14 protein-coding genes and 3 pseudogenes are annotated in these 16,675 nt (G+C 64.4%); 7 read left to right on the top strand and 10 right to left on the bottom strand.

Annotation, left to right across the window (positions count from 1 at the left end; genetic code table 11):
- The first annotated feature begins 248 nt into the window (after positions 1-248).
- The gene (locus tag LTH96_RS04735) at positions 249-686 is read left to right on the top strand and encodes an ester cyclase (RefSeq protein ID WP_241464605.1); all 438 of its coding nucleotides are present in this window, start codon (positions 249-251) and stop codon (positions 684-686) included.
- A 319-nt stretch (positions 687-1,005) separates the two neighbouring features.
- Here the strand turns inward: LTH96_RS04735 and LTH96_RS04730 are convergent, their stop codons facing one another.
- Positions 1,006-1,716, bottom strand: a complete 711-nt coding sequence (locus LTH96_RS04730) for a TetR/AcrR family transcriptional regulator (protein ID WP_241464604.1) — start codon at positions 1,714-1,716, stop codon at positions 1,006-1,008.
- 136 nt (positions 1,717-1,852) lie between these two features.
- Here LTH96_RS04730 and LTH96_RS04725 point away from each other — a divergent pair, with 136 nt between their 5' ends.
- Positions 1,853-2,590, top strand: a complete 738-nt coding sequence (locus LTH96_RS04725) for a DUF4386 domain-containing protein (RefSeq protein WP_241464603.1) — start codon at positions 1,853-1,855, stop codon at positions 2,588-2,590.
- Positions 2,591-3,131: 541 nt separating this feature from the next.
- Here LTH96_RS04725 and LTH96_RS04720 read toward each other — a convergent pair.
- From LTH96_RS04720 to LTH96_RS04705, 4 genes and pseudogenes are all read right to left on the bottom strand, one after another.
- Positions 3,132-4,193: an NAD(P)-dependent alcohol dehydrogenase gene (locus LTH96_RS04720; protein WP_241464602.1), complete on the bottom strand. Its 1,062-nt coding sequence runs from the start codon at positions 4,191-4,193 to the stop codon at positions 3,132-3,134.
- A 30-nt stretch (positions 4,194-4,223) separates the two neighbouring features.
- Positions 4,224-4,889: an SDR family NAD(P)-dependent oxidoreductase gene (locus tag LTH96_RS04715; RefSeq protein ID WP_241464601.1), complete on the bottom strand. Its 666-nt coding sequence runs from the start codon at positions 4,887-4,889 to the stop codon at positions 4,224-4,226.
- 130 nt (positions 4,890-5,019) lie between these two features.
- Positions 5,020-5,250 (bottom strand): annotated as a pseudogene (locus LTH96_RS04710) (hypothetical protein); the annotation flags it as partial.
- A gap of 62 nt (positions 5,251-5,312) precedes the next feature.
- A complete protein-coding gene (locus tag LTH96_RS04705) occupies positions 5,313-5,894 on the bottom strand; it encodes a TetR/AcrR family transcriptional regulator (protein ID WP_241464600.1) in 582 nt (193 codons plus the stop codon).
- Between the two features lie 327 nt (positions 5,895-6,221).
- Between LTH96_RS04705 and LTH96_RS04700 the strand changes: the two genes are divergently transcribed.
- Both LTH96_RS04700 and LTH96_RS04695 read left to right on the top strand, forming a co-directional pair.
- Entirely contained in the window at positions 6,222-7,391 is a 1,170-nt protein-coding gene (locus LTH96_RS04700) for an MFS transporter (RefSeq protein ID WP_241464599.1), read from the top strand.
- A 711-nt stretch (positions 7,392-8,102) separates the two neighbouring features.
- The gene (locus tag LTH96_RS04695; protein ID WP_241464598.1) at positions 8,103-8,402 is read left to right on the top strand and encodes a hypothetical protein; all 300 of its coding nucleotides are present in this window, start codon (positions 8,103-8,105) and stop codon (positions 8,400-8,402) included.
- Between the two features lie 326 nt (positions 8,403-8,728).
- Here LTH96_RS04695 and LTH96_RS04690 read toward each other — a convergent pair whose 3' ends face one another.
- Positions 8,729-9,184 (bottom strand): DUF6326 family protein, encoded by a 456-nt coding sequence (locus LTH96_RS04690; RefSeq protein WP_241464597.1) that lies wholly within the window; start codon positions 9,182-9,184, stop codon positions 8,729-8,731.
- Between the two features lie 230 nt (positions 9,185-9,414).
- Here LTH96_RS04690 and LTH96_RS04685 point away from each other — a divergent pair, with 230 nt between their 5' ends.
- Positions 9,415-10,560 (top strand): sensor histidine kinase, encoded by a 1,146-nt coding sequence (locus LTH96_RS04685; protein WP_241464596.1) that lies wholly within the window; start codon positions 9,415-9,417, stop codon positions 10,558-10,560.
- Positions 10,557-11,204, top strand: coding sequence for a response regulator transcription factor (locus LTH96_RS04680; RefSeq protein WP_241464595.1), 648 nt, complete (start codon positions 10,557-10,559; stop codon positions 11,202-11,204). Before LTH96_RS04685 ends, LTH96_RS04680 begins: the two co-directional genes overlap by 4 nt.
- Positions 11,205-11,712: 508 nt before the next feature.
- On the opposite strand, the gene LTH96_RS04675 is transcribed toward LTH96_RS04680, so the two are convergent.
- The 4 genes and pseudogenes from LTH96_RS04675 to LTH96_RS04660 all read right to left on the bottom strand — a co-directional run bounded on the left by LTH96_RS04675 (position 11,713) and on the right by LTH96_RS04660 (position 15,754).
- Positions 11,713-12,480, bottom strand: coding sequence for a cyclase family protein (locus LTH96_RS04675; protein WP_241464594.1), 768 nt, complete (start codon positions 12,478-12,480; stop codon positions 11,713-11,715).
- Positions 12,481-12,531: 51 nt separating this feature from the next.
- Positions 12,532-14,169 carry a thiamine pyrophosphate-binding protein gene (locus tag LTH96_RS04670; protein WP_241465080.1) on the bottom strand — a complete coding sequence of 546 codons (1,638 nt, stop codon included), beginning with the start codon at positions 14,167-14,169 and terminating at the stop codon, positions 12,532-12,534.
- Between the two features lie 475 nt (positions 14,170-14,644).
- A pseudogene (locus LTH96_RS04665) lies at positions 14,645-14,929 on the bottom strand (hypothetical protein); the annotation flags it as partial.
- Positions 14,930-14,938: 9 nt separating this feature from the next.
- Complete coding sequence (locus LTH96_RS04660; RefSeq protein ID WP_241464593.1) at positions 14,939-15,754, bottom strand: phosphatidylcholine/phosphatidylserine synthase; 816 nt, start codon at positions 15,752-15,754, stop codon at positions 14,939-14,941.
- A 689-nt stretch (positions 15,755-16,443) separates the two neighbouring features.
- On the opposite strand from LTH96_RS04660, the pseudogene LTH96_RS04655 reads away from it, so the two are divergent.
- Positions 16,444-16,659 (top strand): annotated as a pseudogene (locus LTH96_RS04655) (transposase); the annotation flags it as partial.
- Between the last annotated feature and the right edge of the window lie 16 nt (positions 16,660-16,675).

The following is a 16,675-nucleotide window of genomic DNA, read 5'->3' as shown; positions in this document are numbered from 1 at the left end:
CACACATTGGTGCTGCGCAGAGTCGCATGAGCGCTAGGCAATACATGGCCATTCTTCAGGAGTCAGGAGTCAGGACGCTGGCCGGAAGGCGTCGATTAATTCGGGGGCTCAAAGGCACCGCACGCGCTGCGGCCGTGACGGATAGGCAAAATCGCCGTGGCTGTTCTGCGGGTCTGCGTCAAGCGCCACGAGGCATCTTTCTGCACGCCAGATCGAGGGATTGAGCACAGAGACGATGGAGGCAACCGATGTCTACAGAAGCGAACGTGGCCCTGTTGCGTCGTGCGTGGGACGAGGTCTACGGCAAGGGCTGTGTGGACTCGATCGGGGAGCTCGTCCTGGATGACGTGGTCGCCCACGAACCCGACGGAGACGTCCGCGGTGCCGAAGACTTCAAGCAGTACCTCACGACGTACCTCGCTGCCTTTCCGGACACGAGTGTGACGATCGAGGACGTCGTCGCCGAAGGGGACAAGGTGGTCAGCCGCTACACGGTTCGCGGCACGCACAAGGGAGTCACGGATGAGTACGGTCCTCCCACTGGCAGGGAGGTGGTGATCCAGGGCATCACCCTCTATCACTTCAAGGACGGCAAACTGGCTGAGCTGTGGGACCTGTATGACAACCTGGCTGTCATGCAGCAGCTTGGAAGCATGCTGGAGCCGGAGCGCCCCTCACCGAGTTAGTGGAGCCCGCCGCGGTCCATCCAGCGACGGAGGCACCGGTTTCGAGGGCGACATGCGGCAGGTCCGTGTACGAGGCTAGCTGAACCTGCAGCAGGCTGTAGCGGCAATGAGCATCAAGGCGTAACGGCACGAAATGGATGTGAGGCTGCGACTAACGGGTTGACCAGGATTCGGGCCGAAGTGCTGGAGCGGCGGGTGCACATCAGGGTTCAGCTCGTCTTGTCCTCGTCAGCACAGCGGTTATGGACAGGCAGGCGAGAAGGGCGGTGCTCGTTGAACTGCCGGTTGCACACGCGGTCCATGCCATACGCCGACGACCTCATGGTGCTGTCTCACTCAAAGTCTCTGCATGCTGTTCGGCAGCGTTTAACCGAGCCAGCCCGTCCAGCAGCAGGTCGAGTGTGAATTCGAACTCCGCCTGACTATCGCACCAGCCCAGGGTCGGGTCGTGCGACGTATGGACCTCTGCCTCCACCATCGCCGCGAGGTGGGGCATCAGCGTCGCGAAACTGTCCGACTGCCCAGGGTTGTCCGCACCGTCGGCCTGGCCCGCTGAAGGGCTGAAAGGCTCCTGCACGAAACCGAGGATCATGCTTCCCAGCGCATGCAGGGCGCGGTGGGCCAAGTGATAACTGAGGCCACCCCCGACGAACACTGCCAGAACGGCCTCGTATCGGGCGAGGGCGCCTAACGGAACGCTCAAACCCGAAACCATCAGGCTCGGGGCCCACGGATGTCGCATCATGACCTCGCGCGAGACCAGGCAGCGTTCACGCACCAGGAACCGCCACTCGTCTGGACCGGTCCCCTCCAGCCTGCCGAGCTCGCCCTCGCCCTCGGCCTCGGCCTCGGCCTCGGCCTCGGCCTCGGCCAAGACTGCCTCCACGATCCCCTCGAGCAGGGCGGCCTTGCTGGGGACATGGTGGTACAACGACATCGCCTCTACGCCGAGCGAACTGGCGACTCGGCGCATGGTCACGGCCGACAGGCCCTCGGCGTCCGCCAGGGCCACCGCTGCGTTGAGAATCACACCACGGTCTAGGCCGCCACGCGCGCGCCGCGCTGTCGTCTCTGGCGTTCCGATCTTGTCCTCTGTATTCCCTTGCACCGCACCAACCTTACACGATAAGGTAACCTTACCCTGTAAGATTCGAGAGGGAGCTGTCATGTTGGACCGTCGTACCGCGCCTGCGCCCGACCGCCGCGTCGCCCGCGCCACCGGCGCCCTGTACTTGATCTTCGTCCTCATCGGTGTGTGCGGATTCCTCTTGATCCGCCCGCACCTGTACGACGTCACCGACCCCGTTGCGACCCTCAGCCAGCTGATCACCAACGACTCCCTGGCTCGCGTCGGCATCGCGCTGGAGCTCGGGATCGCCCTCAGCCAGGCTCTCGTCGCGCTGTGGCTGTTCCGGCTCTTCCGCTCCGTCGACGTTGTCGCAGCGGGAGCCGTCCTGGCCTTCGGACTCGTGAACGCCGTTGCGATCCTCACGAGCGCGGCGATGCTGGCGACGGCGCAGACTGTCGCTGGCGACCCCAGCTTGGCACCGGGAGGCGATGCCGAGGCAACAGTCCAGTTCGCCTACGCCATCAGCGCGAACCTGTGGGGCGCGGCGGCGATCTTCTTCGGTCTCTGGCTCATCCCGATGGGCCTGCTGGTGCTGCACTCGGGGTGGATGCCCCGACCCCTGGGCTGGCTCCTGATCGTCGGCGGCGTCGGGTACATCCTCAGCGCGTTCGTGACACTTCTCCTGCCCGACGTCGGCGCCGCTGCTGACGCTCTGACGATCCCCGCGGTCCTGGGCGAATTCTGGTTTGTTGGCTACCTGCTCATCCGCGGCGCCCGGAGCCTGGACGTGTCAACCGCATCAGGCCCGGCACTATCGACACCAAACGCGATCTGACGCACGACGTGCCTCGCTCAGCTCAGAGCGGCGCAGCGGGAGTCGCTTCGGCCCATAAGCGATGCCGGAGACCCCATAGACTCGACGGCCAGCAGCACCTTGTTGGTCGAGGGCCCAAGGTGCGATGCCCCGAGTCAGAAGTCGATTCCGGTGGCGGTCACTGGTCACGTCGATGACGGCTCCCCCGCTAGCTTCTAAGGAGACCGTTTCTCCGGCAGGATGAGTGATGTTGTCACCCGAGGACTGGTCGCGGCGGAGCATGGATCGTCAATAGACACAGGACGCCCCAGCGCCGTCAACGGTTCTGAGTGCTTGTTTTCTCACGTGGATGCCGATCATGACCCGCCCACCGACTGCCCTGCACTTTTCTGAGTTCGCAGGCAGAAGTGGCTGTTGGGAGAACCCCAGTGGATTACGAAGCAATCATGAACAGCGGCGCCGCTCTCGCGGCGCGCAACTGCACCTGCCCCAGCTGTGCGAGAGACCCGATCATGATTCGTAGTTGCCGATATCGCTCGCTTCTGTTCTGTGCCGGAAGTGATCATGAGCGTCCTTCTGCGGTGGAAACGGTAATCGCGACCTTGCCGCGCACGTCTCCGGCTGCAAGGTACCGTATCGCCTCTGGAACCTCCGCCAGCGAAAAGGTCCGGTCCAGACTCGGCGTGACCGTCCCACTCTGGAAGTGTCCGGAAAGCCGTTCCAGGTCGCTTCCGCGTTCCTTGGAGGCGAGCATCGTGAGTCGCTGGCTCACGAACCGGGACAGCAGCGGCGCCCGCAGACTTCTCCCCAACCCACCGGTCCAGTCACCGCCTTCCTCACCGCCGACGACGACGGCTGTCCCCGTAGGAGCCAGGGCGCGCCGCAACCGGGCGAGAGTGGGATTGCCTCCGATGTCGAGGATCAGGTCGTAGCGGTGTGAACCGTCGGCGAAGTCGTCCCGTGTGTAGTCGATGACGTGGTCGGCGCCGAGGGATCGCACGAAGCCCTGCTTTCCGGGGCTGCAGACGCCTGTCACCTCCGCGCCGAGTGCCTTGGCCAATTGCACGGCAAAACTGCCGACACCGCCGGAGGCACCGAGTACCAGCACCTTCTGCCCCTGCTCCACATGGCCTGAGTCACACAGCGCCTGGAGGGCGGTACCGGCGGAGATGGGGACGACCGCGGCCTGCTCGAAGGTGAGGTTCGCCGGTTTGTCGGCCAACTTGGTCTCTAAAACCGGAGCGTACTCGGCGAAGGAGCCTCGGGACATCCCGTACACCGGCTCTCCAACGGCGAACTTGGTCACAGCGGAACCGACTTCGGCGACCGTTCCGGCGACATCGATTCCCGGCACCGAGTTCTTCGGTCTGCGGAAGCCGAAGCCGATGACCCGCAGCAGATAAGGTCGGCCAGCCATCATGTGCCAGGTTCCGCGGTCGAGGCCCGCTGCGCGGACGCGCACAAGCACTTCATTCTCGGCGATCTTGGGGCGGGGGATCTTCGCGAGGTTGAAGACGTTGGTGGAGCCGTACCCGTTCTGCACGATGGCTTGCATCAAGACCTCTTCCCTGTGCGAACCGTGTGGTGCGCCGCCCGTCGTGGCGTGGTCTTTTTGAGATGACATGATGTTTTCCTAACGCTGATACTGGGGCAATCACTGTGGCAATCCGACGAAATTGGCACTCACCCTCCCTAGTTGATCGGCGGTGGCTTCGTCGTAGCTGAGCTGTGATGATCTCTTGGGTTTGCGGTGGGCGAAGAAGCGGCTCGTGACCTGCTCAAGATCGGGAACCGAAGCCACATAGATCGATGTGGCGGACGTGCTCGCCACGCCAGGATGCAGTGCGTTGGCAGTGACCAACGTGCCTTGCAGCTTCCTGGCAGACTCATAGGTGAACAGGAAATCAGCGAGCTTGGATTGACTGTAGGCCCGCGATCCGGAGTAGGACCGTTCGCACTGCAGGCCGTTGAAGCCGATAGGCCCTGTGGTGTGCGCGAACCCGTCAACGGTGACATCCCGAGTGTCCCGATAACCGCCGACATAGTTGATCAGCACATCATTCCGAGAAGGGCTCTGGAGTACTTCCTCAGCCAAGCACCGCACTTCTCGCTGCGAAGACAGATCCGCGAGCAAGGTATCGACCGTTTCCCTACCTGCCACCCGGATCTCGCACGCCGGACTCTCGGTGCGCCCGTGGTCCCGTCCGGTGATCGCGAGATGCGCACCCATTCTGGCCCGACCCACTGCGGTCGCCTTGACGATTCCAGCCGTTGCGCCTGTGACCAGCGCGGTCTTGCCGACCATCATCCCGCTGCTCATGACTCTTCTTTCGGGAGGGTGTAATTGCCCGATGAGCGCCGCTTGCGAACCCTACTCGTGCGAGGTGATGGACCGCTATAGTTGCGGACCGAAATAGACTCCGGATGCTTTCAGAAAGACTCTAAGAGCCGATCTCCAACCTCATGGGACGCCAGCCCAGTGGCTCGTGCGCCAACCGCCGCACCACCGTCTTCCGGGGTGTCCCCTCACTTCCGCAGCGACGGCACCACTGATCCGGATCCACGATCCGGCAGGCCAGTACCGCATGGTCAGGTTCGATACGCTGCCCAACGGCCTCCAGGCAGAGCTCGTCCGACGCGCGGCTCCCGACTGCATCCTCACCTGTGATGAGCTGGTTCACCTCCGTGGACGGCCGTCCTGTCTCCCGGGACTGCCCGGTGCCGCAGGCCGCAGCTGAGAGCCTCAGTCGCGGCTGTGGGCTCGAGCTGCTGCGTGGGCCAGACGGCGGCCGACATCAATCGGTGACCGGGGGGAGCCGCGGAGGAATCCGGCCAGGGCCCCGCTGTAGGCCAGGAGCACTTCATCGGCCAGGTCCTGAGCATGTCCCCCGGCAAGCGGACGAGACAGGTGCAGGAGTCGGTCGGCGAGCAGGGCGGTGTCCCCGGCCAGCACGTCGCTGATCTCCTCCGCGGCCTCGGGGAGCTCGCTGGCCGCGGCCAGGAAGGCGCACCACCGTGACGGATGACGCCGGTCCCCCCGGTAGGAGGCGAGGGCGTCGAAGACCGCGAGCAACCGATCCAGGTCATTGTCGGCCGCAACGATGTACTGGTCCCAGACCGCCCGCCAGTCCGCCAGTCGAACCCTCAGCGCCTCGGCAACCAAGGCATCCTTACTTCCGAAGTGCGTGTACAAGGTGGCCGCCGAGACCTCCGCTTGACGCAGCAGCTCATCGACAGGCGTGTCCCGGATGCCGCGCTCGAACAGCACGCGATCGGCCGCCTCCAGCAACCGGGTGCGCGCAGGGATTCGCTGGGCCGTGGTCATCACACCAGTGTAGGGACCACCGGTTCAGAACGGGCGTTGTGGTGTAACATTACGACCGTTCTAGTGGTTCTCGGGGAGAGGTGCGATGCGAACTCAGGTGCTCCGCGACATGGCAGCTGATCGCGACCACCGCCGGACTCGTGCGCTGCAGCCCCGGGCTCTGATGGGCCATCGATGTGGCCCCACGCTCGGGCCGAGGGTACAAGCGGCTCCGTCAGTTCTCGCGCCGCAGCCCACCGATTGGCAGTCGGGCTGAGCGCATCTTGATGCCGATCCCGCTGAGGCCGGCAACGACGCCTGTGCATGTCACAGGATAAGGAGTAATTCATGACGCTCTCCGCGGGTGGCCGGATCGGTCTGGCCGGTGCGGCGGTGGTCGGGGTCGCCTTCGGCATGGCCCGCTACGCCTACGGCCTGACGCTGCCCAGCATCCGGGAGGACCTGGGGCTCTCCGAGCTGGTGCTCGGCCTCATCGCCAGCGCAACCTTCGCGGGCTACCTGGCGGGCCTGCTGCTCGCGGGACGGCTCGCCGCGCGGCACGGGTCGCGTGCCCCGACGACCGTGGGCGGGGTCTGCGGCGTTCTGGGGGCGGTGATCGTGACACTCGCGCCGTCGCCTTGGCTGCTCGCCGTCGGTGTCGTCCTGGCTGGCAGTGCCGGCGGTTGGGTCTGGGCGCCCTACTCCGACATCGTGACCCGTTCGGTGCCCTTGCGGCAGCAGCCCAGAGCGCTGGCGATCATCACGACCGGCACCAGCGGCGGACTCGTACTGCTGGGCGGGCTCGCCGCCCTGGCACTGCTGGGCTCCTGGCGCCTGGTCTGGGTCGGCATCGCTCTGGCTGCGGTGGCCGCCGCACTCGTGAACCTCAGCCTGGTGCCGAAAACCAGGCCGGATTCGCGCCCGGTCGCACGCGGCGGTGCCTCCTCGCTGGTCCGGGCGCTGCGCGTCCCGGGCGCCTACTCCGTGGTCTACTTCGCGGTCATCGTCATTTACTTCACCTACGCCTCCGACGTCCTCGAGCACGGCACCCTTCCGGCGGCAGCCGTCCCGGCGCTCTACGCCGCCATCGGCTTCTGCGGCATGGTGGGCGTGGCCACCGGGACCTTCGCGCGGCGGATCGGCAGCGTGCGGGTCGCCGCGTTGTGCCTGGCAACGGTCGGTGTGGCGCTGGCGTTGCTGGGGTTGGCCAGCGACTCCCTGATCGCAACGGCGGTCTCGGCGTGCATCTTCGGCGTGGGGTACATGACAGGATCGGCGGTGCTCGCAGTTTGGACCGCCGAGCTGGTGCCCGAGCGCGCCGGCGCGGCGTTCACGGCCTGCCTGGTCGTAGGAGCCCTCAGCTCTGTCGCAGCACCGGCTGTGGCTGGTGCGGTGATCCCTGGCCTGGGCCTGGGTGCCCTGCTCGTCCTCACCGCCGCGGTGTCACTGCTCAGCGGCGTGGCGCTGATTCTGCACGGGTCCTCCCGAGGGCCAGCGGTCGGCGACACCAGGTCGTGAAGATGCGAGCCCTGCTCGTCGTCGAGGTACACACCATGCATTGTGATGAGCCCCGAAACCGACGTGCTGAAACCCGACTACCTACCCCCTGGCCACCCATCACGGCGGGTCAGGTCAAGCACCTCGTCGCATGGACCGGGCAGCCTTGAAACTCGCGGTCATGCCGCATCAGGTCAGGTTCCCGAGTAGCTCGATGGGCAGCCTCTTGCTCGTATCAGGCATTTCTATGCCGATGATCGGACCAACCCTGACTGCATCGAGGTTCACCGTTCACGGGTCGTCATCGCCGTCCACGGGAACGGTTCGAGCCACACCGGCCACTTCCAGCTCGGGGCCCAGGAAAGCGTAGGCAGCGTCGCCCGTGAGGTCATAGGTCACCCGCAGCGTTCGGGCCCATCCACGTTCCCACCAGGCCGGAGCGCATGCGCCTGGTCCGAGACGACGTCGACCGGCGTGTCCAGCTGCTCGCCAGAGAACTCGGGGGCAGCGGCCGCGCCCTCACCGCCTCACCTTGAGAACCAGTCAGGACTCTCCTGGGACCTTTCCACGGAAGGGTCGCTGTCCTCGATCAAGAAAGACCGCGGCGGGTGCTGAAATGGCCGAGGCCGGGCGTGATGCACTGAGATGCCGCTGCCTGCACGGTAGTGTTGGTGCCACCTAGGCGTCAACGGCGTGACGCTCGTAAGTTCCTTCTTCATTCGGAGGCACGTCATGTCCAAGACGTTCCAACGCGTCATCGGTGTCGCCATTCTGCTCGGCGCGGGGGCCTTGAGTCTCCCGGTGACGGCAGCGTTCCTGGACGGTCCGGGGACTGAGAACTGGATTCTCCCAGTGCAGGCGGGTGTCATGGCAGTTATCGGTGCGGCGTGTGGCCTTGCCCTACCAGCCCTGGCGCCGACCGGCGCCTTCACTGCTGTACGGGCGCTCATCGGTGCCGGATGGGGCTTGCTCGCGGGCATGGTCGGCGTACTCATCTTCTGGTTCCTGCTCAATGGGCTCGGGGGCGCCTGACCGCTCCTTCACTGGATTGCGCAGTGACCGAAAGGGACCTGGACCTAGCCTGCCGCGACCTGAGCGCATGGCTGCGACCCCAGCCCGGGGCAGGACCGCCCAGAAAATCACCGGGGGGATGGTCTCCAGCATGGATTCCCTTCGGCAGCCGTCTGACTATCGGCGTGGGCATCCCCGTGCTGGGCTTGGAGGGCCGAGGGAGAACCCTCCGACGTGCGTCGTCGCTACCCCGGCCAGGCCGGTCCCGGGCGCGATCGTGAAGGTGAAGGAGTGCACGGCGGCGGTCTCGCCGCAGCGCCTAGTGAGCTCGTGCGCGGTGCGGGCAGTCATGCCTGCCGGGGTGTGCGGAGCGGCTCGCTGTCGAGGCTGGCCGCCAGGGTTGCCGGTGATGCGGTGCGGCGGGGCCAGGTCCAGGCGGAACGCAGGATGAAGACCAGGAGCAGCACCTCGAGTCCGATGGAGAGGCCGTAGAAGTAGAAGTAGGTCCAGGACTCCCCTGCTGCGTTGACGATCGAGACGGGGATGTAGAGCGCTGCCACGACGAGGTTGATGGTGCGGCTGAGACGGGCAGGCAGTGTCGTCGAAACCAGGATCATGAGGATCGGGATCGCCATGAGCGTGAGCGAAATTGCGACAAAGGTTGGGCCGATGTCGAACTCGTAGACGATGCCGGCCAGGATGTCATCGACGACGCCGGGCTTGTACAGGGCGAGGTAGTCGACGTAGATGTAGAGGAACATGAAGCTCGTCCATGCTGCTGCGAGTTTGGCCTGCACGGGCATGCGCAGATCTTCCAACCTGCTCCGGGACGGCGGATTCTCTCGTGGGATGTGGGATTGAGACGTTCTCATCACGATGCTCCTTGGTTAGATTGGGTGGGTGTTTCCACCTTCACGGATGCCGGCGGCGGGCACATCAGCCCCGGAGCCTGATTCGACCTGGCCGTTGGTACAGCCGAGCTCCTGTACTTTCGGCGGATGCACCGAGCACTCGGGCTGCCTAGGCTGATCAGATGGCCACCAACGCACTCCGCTCGCTGTGGGCCGAACCTCGACCCACGAATGCCCCGGACCGAGGGCCGCGGGACTGGGCCTTGGTCGCTGTACTGATCTGCTGGTCCCTGGTGGAAGTCGTGCTTCGCCAGGACCTGGCGCCGCTCCCGCTGCTGCTGCTCGCGGTGCTCGCGGTCCTCGGCCCCCTGCTGTGGCGACGCACGCACCCGCTCGTCGCGGTTGCAATCTCCTTCGGCACGTTGACGATCGTCGACATCGTCAGAATCCTCACCGGGTCGCAAGGTGGCCTGCTGAACAGCATGTCGGCGGTGCTGATCCTGGCCTACGCCCTGTTCCGGTGGGGCTCCGGCCGGGAAGCCGCGCGCGGCCTCGGCGTCATCCTGCTCTGGCTGGCCATCACCTACGTCGCCGACCCGATGAGCCTGGCGGAGACGGTCGCAGGGTATGCGTTCTTCCTGTTCGCCGCCGCGCTCGGCGCCGCGATCCGCTATCGCACGAAGATCCACATCCGCGACATCGACCAAGCCAAGTGCCGCGAACGCGAACAGCTCGCTCGTGAACTCCACGACACCGTCGCCCACCACGTCTCGGGGATCGCCATTCAGGCCCAAGCGGGGCGTGCCATCGCGGCTTCCCACCCCGAGCGTGCCATCGAGGCCCTGGCCATCATCGAGGACGCAGCGACCCGCACCCTCACCGAGCTGCGCGCCATCGTCGGCGTGCTCCGCGCCTCACAGGACACCGAGTTCGCGCCGCAGCCAGGCCTGGCCGAGGTCGAGCAGCTCGCCACCGCTGGCCAGACGCGTCCCTGCGTCAAGGTGACGCTCTCCGGCGAGTTCGATGACCTCAGCCCGGCGGTCGGGGCCGCGATCTACCGCCTGGCCCAGGAGTCCATCACCAACGCTCGACGGCACGCCCGCCACGCGACCCAGGTCACCGTCACCGTCTCAGGCAACGCTGACCAGGTACGGCTGACCATCGACGACGACGGCTCCGCCGCTGGCGGCCGCGCCCCAGCGGGCTACGGCCTGGTGGGCATGCGGGAACGCGCTTCACTGCTCGGCGGCACCTTCCACGCAGGCCCCGCCGCCGAGCGGGGCTGGCGGGTAGAAGTGGTCCTGCCCCGAACCGGGACGCCACGATGAGCATCAGGGTCCTCATCGCCGACGACCAGCCGATCGTGCGCACCGGGCTGACGATGCTGCTCGACGCCCAACCCGACATCGAAGTGGTCGGCGCGGCCGCCGACGGGCGCGAGGCAGTCCGCCTGGCCCTCCAGCTGCGCCCCGACGTCGGCCTGTTCGACATCCGCATGCCGCTGATGGACGGCATCGAAGCCACTCGACGCCTCGCCGGCCCCGACGTCACCGACCCCCTGCCGATCGTGGTCATCACCACCTTCGACCTCGACGAGTATGTCCACGGGGCGCTCAAAGCCGGCGCCCGCGGGTTCCTGCTCAAGGACGCCGGACCCGCCCTGCTGACCCAGGCCATCCACGCCGCCGCCGACGGAGACGCACTGATCGCTCCCAGCGTGACCGTCCGACTGCTCGCAGCATTCGCGCACGCACAGACCTCACCACCGAGGCAGCCGATAGAACCGCTCACCGCCCGCGAGGAGGAGGTCCTCGTGCCTGTAGCCCAAGGTCACACCAACAACGAGATCGCCAGCGAGCTTTACATCACCCCAAGCACCGTCAAAGCCCACCTCGCCAGCCTCATGCGAAAAATCGGCGCCCGAAACCGCGTCGAGGTCGCCATGTGGGCCCACGAGACCGGCCGAATCTGACGCCGCGAAGGTTCCCGCCGCAGATCCGAATGCTTCCCAAGCCCATCCGATGTCGCTCGAATCAAGGAACAGCGGTCGCCTCCAAGCCGTCTGCATCCAAGGTGAAGACCACTGTGCCGTGGAGATCAGTGCGGTAGACCGCGGCACCGAGGCCCTCCAACGTGCGGATGATCTCCGCAGCGGGATGCCCATAGGTGTTCTCCTGAACCTCAGAATTCAGAATCTTGGGACTGCCACCATGGGGAAGGACGGGTGGACGGCGGCAGCCTGGCGCGTGCAGTAGGAACCGTCCGACTTGCGCGGAATGCTTGATACCAGCTCGGTGCACCAAGTCCGGTCTGCCTCGTCGAACGGGGCGTACCTATTGCCCTTGAAGTGAGCCTCATTGACTTCGGGAGCACTGTCGGTGGCGCGGCGAGATCATCGCCTGGACGGTCCTTTGTAGACGTCGTCTGGCCACACCTGCGCATTCGGCTAGTCGCGCCGACCTTGAACCACTAGACGGTGATCAGATGAGCGCGTAGACCCGTGACGGGCTCGCTGTCCCGTCCACGATGGGCAAAGGAGCTACCACCAGCATCGCTCCTACGGTTGGAAGTTTGTCCAAGTTCTGCAGCGAGGTGATTCCATACTTGTCATTGCCCAGCAAGTGATAGTGGACAGGAAATGGCGGGTCCAGTTCCGCACCGCGACCGGCATCGATTCCGACCGTTTCTACTCCGATGCCGGAGAGCGAAGTCTCCTCTGCGATCCAAAGGGCCGCCTCTGCCGAGATCCCAGGAGTGTGTGAGCCGGTGTCGTCGGCGTTGAGGAACGACTCCTGATCTTGAGAGAATCGGTCCCACCCGGTGCGCAGGAGCAGCCAACCGTTATGTGGCAACGGCCCATTCTCTGTCTCCCAGACACGAATATCATTGATCTGGAGCAGGAAGTCCGGGTCATCTTCGACCTGCGCCCTGACGTCCAGCACCGCGGCAGGGCCGATCAACCGTTCAGGCGGGATAGAGGATACATCGTGACCTCCTCGTCCTGACACCCAGTGAACCGGGGCATCGATATGGGTGCCGACGTGTTCACCAGTGTGAATGTTGTGGTGTTTCCAGAACGGCCCCTGTGCGTCGTACTCAGCGACCTTGTCCAAGCTGAAGTCGATCAGGTTGACGAAGGGTTCAGGCAGCTTCAAGGTAGGAGTTGAGGCGGACAGCGGATTTGTGAGATCGACGATGCTGACGGATTTGTCGAACAAACCGGCGATCAGAGCATTGACTGCAGTCACTTGGCTATACCTTATTCTCGAGAGTTGATCTGCGGTGAGTGTATCGGAGCTTCAGTGCCCCTTGAAAGCTTCTGCCAGCCACCAGGAACCTCCATCGTCTGCGATTTTCGCGTCGATTACCACCGGACAATTGGGGTCAGACGAAACCCATTCACGCAGGGGTTCGAGGTCTTCTGTGGAGCGTACGGTGATACCTGTGGCGCCGAATCCTCGCGCAATGGCAGCAATGTCTGTGTCTGGAAAAGTCACCGTTGTCAGGTCCTGGTCTTCTCCGAAGTGGTGTACCTCAGCTGAGTAGGCAGCATCGTTGTAGACCACCACCACCAGTGGCAGTTGCAGGCGCACGGCAGTTTCCAATTCCTGGACGGCCATAAGGAACCCACCGTCACCTGTTCCCAGAACTGGCATCCGGTGAGGTTGCGCCAGTGCTGAACCAATAGCGGTGTATAAGCCCAGCCCGATCGATTGGAAAGCCTGCGTGAAGCAGAAACCGAACTCGTCGGGGACGTCGAAATATTGGCTTGGGTAACCCATGAAGTTGCCGGAGTCGATGCTGACGATGCGCTCAGCAGGAAGAATCCGATTGATCTCCTTGGAGAGCTCGCGCGGATCGACACTCTGTCCTGGAGTGCCCAAGACCTCGGTCGGCGTCTGATCCCAACGCGAGAGAGTCGCAATGCGTTGTCGCACTTCAGTGGTGCGGTAGCGGGTCCTCTCCCGACCATCGAACGTTCCCAACAGTGCCTGGGCGACGCCGGCAGCACTCCCAAGGACCGGTATGTCGACAGGACGCTGTGCACCGAGTGCGGAGTCTTCCACGTCAATCTGAGCAACCACGGTGTCACGACCGATGAGCTTCCCATGGCGCATCGTCCACATGTTGAGCGCGCAGCCGAACGCTACTATCAGGTCGGCATCACTGATCAACTCTGCGGTCAAGGGCGAGGAGAAGCCGCCAGAGATGCCGAGGTCGAAGTCGTCCCCATGGAACAGCCCTTTCGCCACGGCACTGGTGGCCAGCAGGGCTCCAGTCGCCTGGGCCAGCGCTGCGATGTCCCTCTTCGCGCCGCGTCCGCCGCGCCCTGCCACGAATACCGGCCGCTCGCTGTGAGATATCGCCTCGATGAGTTTCTCGAGGTCCCCCTCGGAAGGCGCGGTCTCGGGTCGTGGCTCAACGGTGAGGTGGGGAATCTCTCCGATCGCCTCGGATGCCTGGACATCCAGGGGCAGGTTCAAGACCACCGTGCGACGGTCCCTCACGGCTGTCCGATAGGCCCGCAGGGTGTCGGTGAGAGCAGATTCTGCTGAATGGACCCGGTCGGGTTCTGCGAGCAGAGCGCGAGCGAAGTCCCGCTGGTCCATTGCGAAATTGGAATGGACCTGGGCAGCGGCGGTCTCAGCTGCCAGCACGATCATGGGAGTGCGTGACTTGGCGGCCTCACTGATTCCGGTGCCGGCATTGGTCAGGCCGCACCCCTGATGGAGGCTCAAGACGCTGACCTGTCCGCTCATTCGCGAATAAGCATCCGCCATCGTCGCTGCACCGCCCTCATGCCTGGAAGCGGTGAACGGAACCCCCGCGTCACGCAAAGCGTTGGTGACGACGAAATTGCCACTGCCAACTACACCGAAGGCGTGGCCGACACCGAGGCGCGCCAGGTAGGCGCCGACCTGTTCTGCGACGGTCATCATCTGCTCTCCTAAAACGTTGGAATCACCGGTGTACCTTAGCTGGCTACCGGTGCACAAGACGCCTTCCGAGCACTATCTGTGGCAGGTTGGGTATTGCGTCGAAGGCTTGTCAGGTCACGTCACGGTGTCGAGGATCCTCATATCGGGAGTTCCGGCCCGCCGAATCACGTCCTGGACCACTGGCCAGTGGGTGCTCTGGTCCAAATCGGGCCTCAACCACGCTGGGCCGCCCAAGAAACTCTGGACGGCTCCTTCGCCCAGACGGAGTTCTTCGGCTCGACGAAGTGACGTTATCGGAGCCAGTGCCACCTGGGGGCATCCGCGATGTGGAGGTTCATCAGCTCACTCAGTGCATGCTCTACTGCGTCATGCGTCTGATCTGGCTGCCCCGGTACGCGCGGGTCCTCCGCTGAGATCACCTTCCAGCCGTCGGCGGCCAGAGCGTGTGCCATGTGACTGGCGTGCTGACGGTCTACATGTGCCTTCCAGAACCCTCCGTGCAGCAGGACGGCCGATCCCAGCTCAGGTCAGGGTGTAGCAACGGCCTGAATCGTTCAGTATCCAGCAGCGATCTGGTGATGCGTCGGGCGAGATTCCGGATCCGCAGAGCCCGTGCCCGCAGGTACTCGAGCCTGCCGTTGATGACTGTGGGCCGGTTGGAAGTCCCCGGCCTCTCGAAGTAGGCCAGGATGTCAGCAGCCCGACGATGGAACGCCCGGCCTACGTCTACCAGTTCATGCAAGTGCCGCGGTACGCCCCCGATTGATCAGAGTTCTGCAGCACAGTGCGTGCAGTGCCGAACAGCCACATTGCCACCCACAGCTGAGGAGCTGTCCGCCGCACTGGCTGAGTCCGCCGCGCCCCCGATCTGATTTCGTCGATTCAGCGTCAGGCGCAGGCTCAGGGCTGCGTAGTAGAGCATGTAGCCGCCGGACAAGGCGATCAGCCACAGGCTCGGTGAGGGGTACTGCACAAGAATCAGCGCGTACAGGCCCAGCCACAGCATGGTGAGCGTCATGGTCAACCACCACGCGGTCTCGGTTCGGGAGGGGTAGACGTATTTGATCGGAACGAAGACGAGCACTGTCAGGACAAGCAGCGCGGTGGTGGTCGCGGCAGTGCTGGCGCCGAGCACGATGAGGTAGAACGCCGCAATGTTCCAGTAGCTGGGGAACCCTACGAAGAAGTGGTCGTCGGTCTTCGCGTCGCTGCGGCAGAACTGATAGCAGGACGCGAGCAGAGGCACGGAGGCCACAACGCCGCCGAGCCAGCCGCCCGGCAGATAGCCTGCGCTCCACAGAAGCACCATCGGTGCAAAGGCGTAGGTGATGTAGTCGATGATGTTGTCCAGCAGCGCACCGTCGAAGCCCGGCACCACCTCCTTGACGCGGAATCGGCGTGCCAGAAAACCGTCAGAGCCGTCGATGATCATTGCGGCGAGGAAGAGCCACAGCACGACCTCGACTTCACCGGCATAGGACATGTGCACCATCAGCAGCGCAAGGACCACACCCAGCGCGGTATAGGCATGGACCGACATCGCCCTCAGGCGTTGCCACGAACCGGATTGAGGTGCAGACATGGCCTCACCCTAGTCTGCTCAATCTGCCGGCGGCCACATCGGTCTGGCGCATCATCACAGCGGTAAACGGTGGTCTGTTCGCATCGCTGGATGTCGCCCCCGCTGGAGGAAAGACGGTCTCGACGGATCCCTGTCCTATACGGTCTCCGGTCCGTAGCGATCGCCATTGCATGGGGTCCATGACGATTCGGTCCCCGACGGATATCTGCGGGGTGCGCTACACACCCCAGATGGCGGTGAAGCTCATACTGCTCACGAGACAGGTTCGTGGACCGTCGTGGGAAGGGAACGCAATGCCCAGCGACGCCGTCATGCCGTTCGCCCACCACCGCACTCGACCCGCCGAAGCGTTCTTGCGCCACGGCTCCCGTGACCAGCATCCAGCCCGCCAGCAGTGCAACCTCGAATCCCACGATTGCAACCGTCACGGCAGCCAAGCAAGGGGATTCCAGGTGTGCCACCTGCGGGTACTCCTCGGCGAGGCCCGCGGCGATGCGTGGAACCACGATGACTTGCGCGATGAGGGCTCCCAGAGCCAACGCTCCCTGAGTGATTCAGATGCCGAGAAATTCTGACCTGGTCATGCCTAGACGCTCCTCCTACTCCTCCTAGTTCTGCGAACTAGCAGTGGCAGGGTTCTCTGGTTCATCCGCTGGAGACCCTCTGCGAGAACCCTTGCCTCTCATTGCAGCAAGGTCGCTGCACTGCTGGACCAGGCTGGTACAGGCCCGGTGACCGCGGCGGTTGCCATCCCTGCGCCATCAGGCAACACCACTCGCCATAGGCTGAATCGCGGAGGCGACCGAAGACTCAATCGCGCACTTCACATGGCCACCGTTACTCTCATGGCCCACGGCCCCCAGACGCGCACCTACGTTGCCGGACGGCGGGCTAAAGGACTCACGGACGTTGCTTGACAGA

Source organism: Nesterenkonia sp. LB17, from assembly GCF_022565915.1.
In the GTDB taxonomy this organism is placed as follows: Bacteria; Actinomycetota; Actinomycetes; order Actinomycetales; family Micrococcaceae; genus Nesterenkonia.
This window is presented reverse-complemented; position numbering and strand designations above follow the sequence as displayed.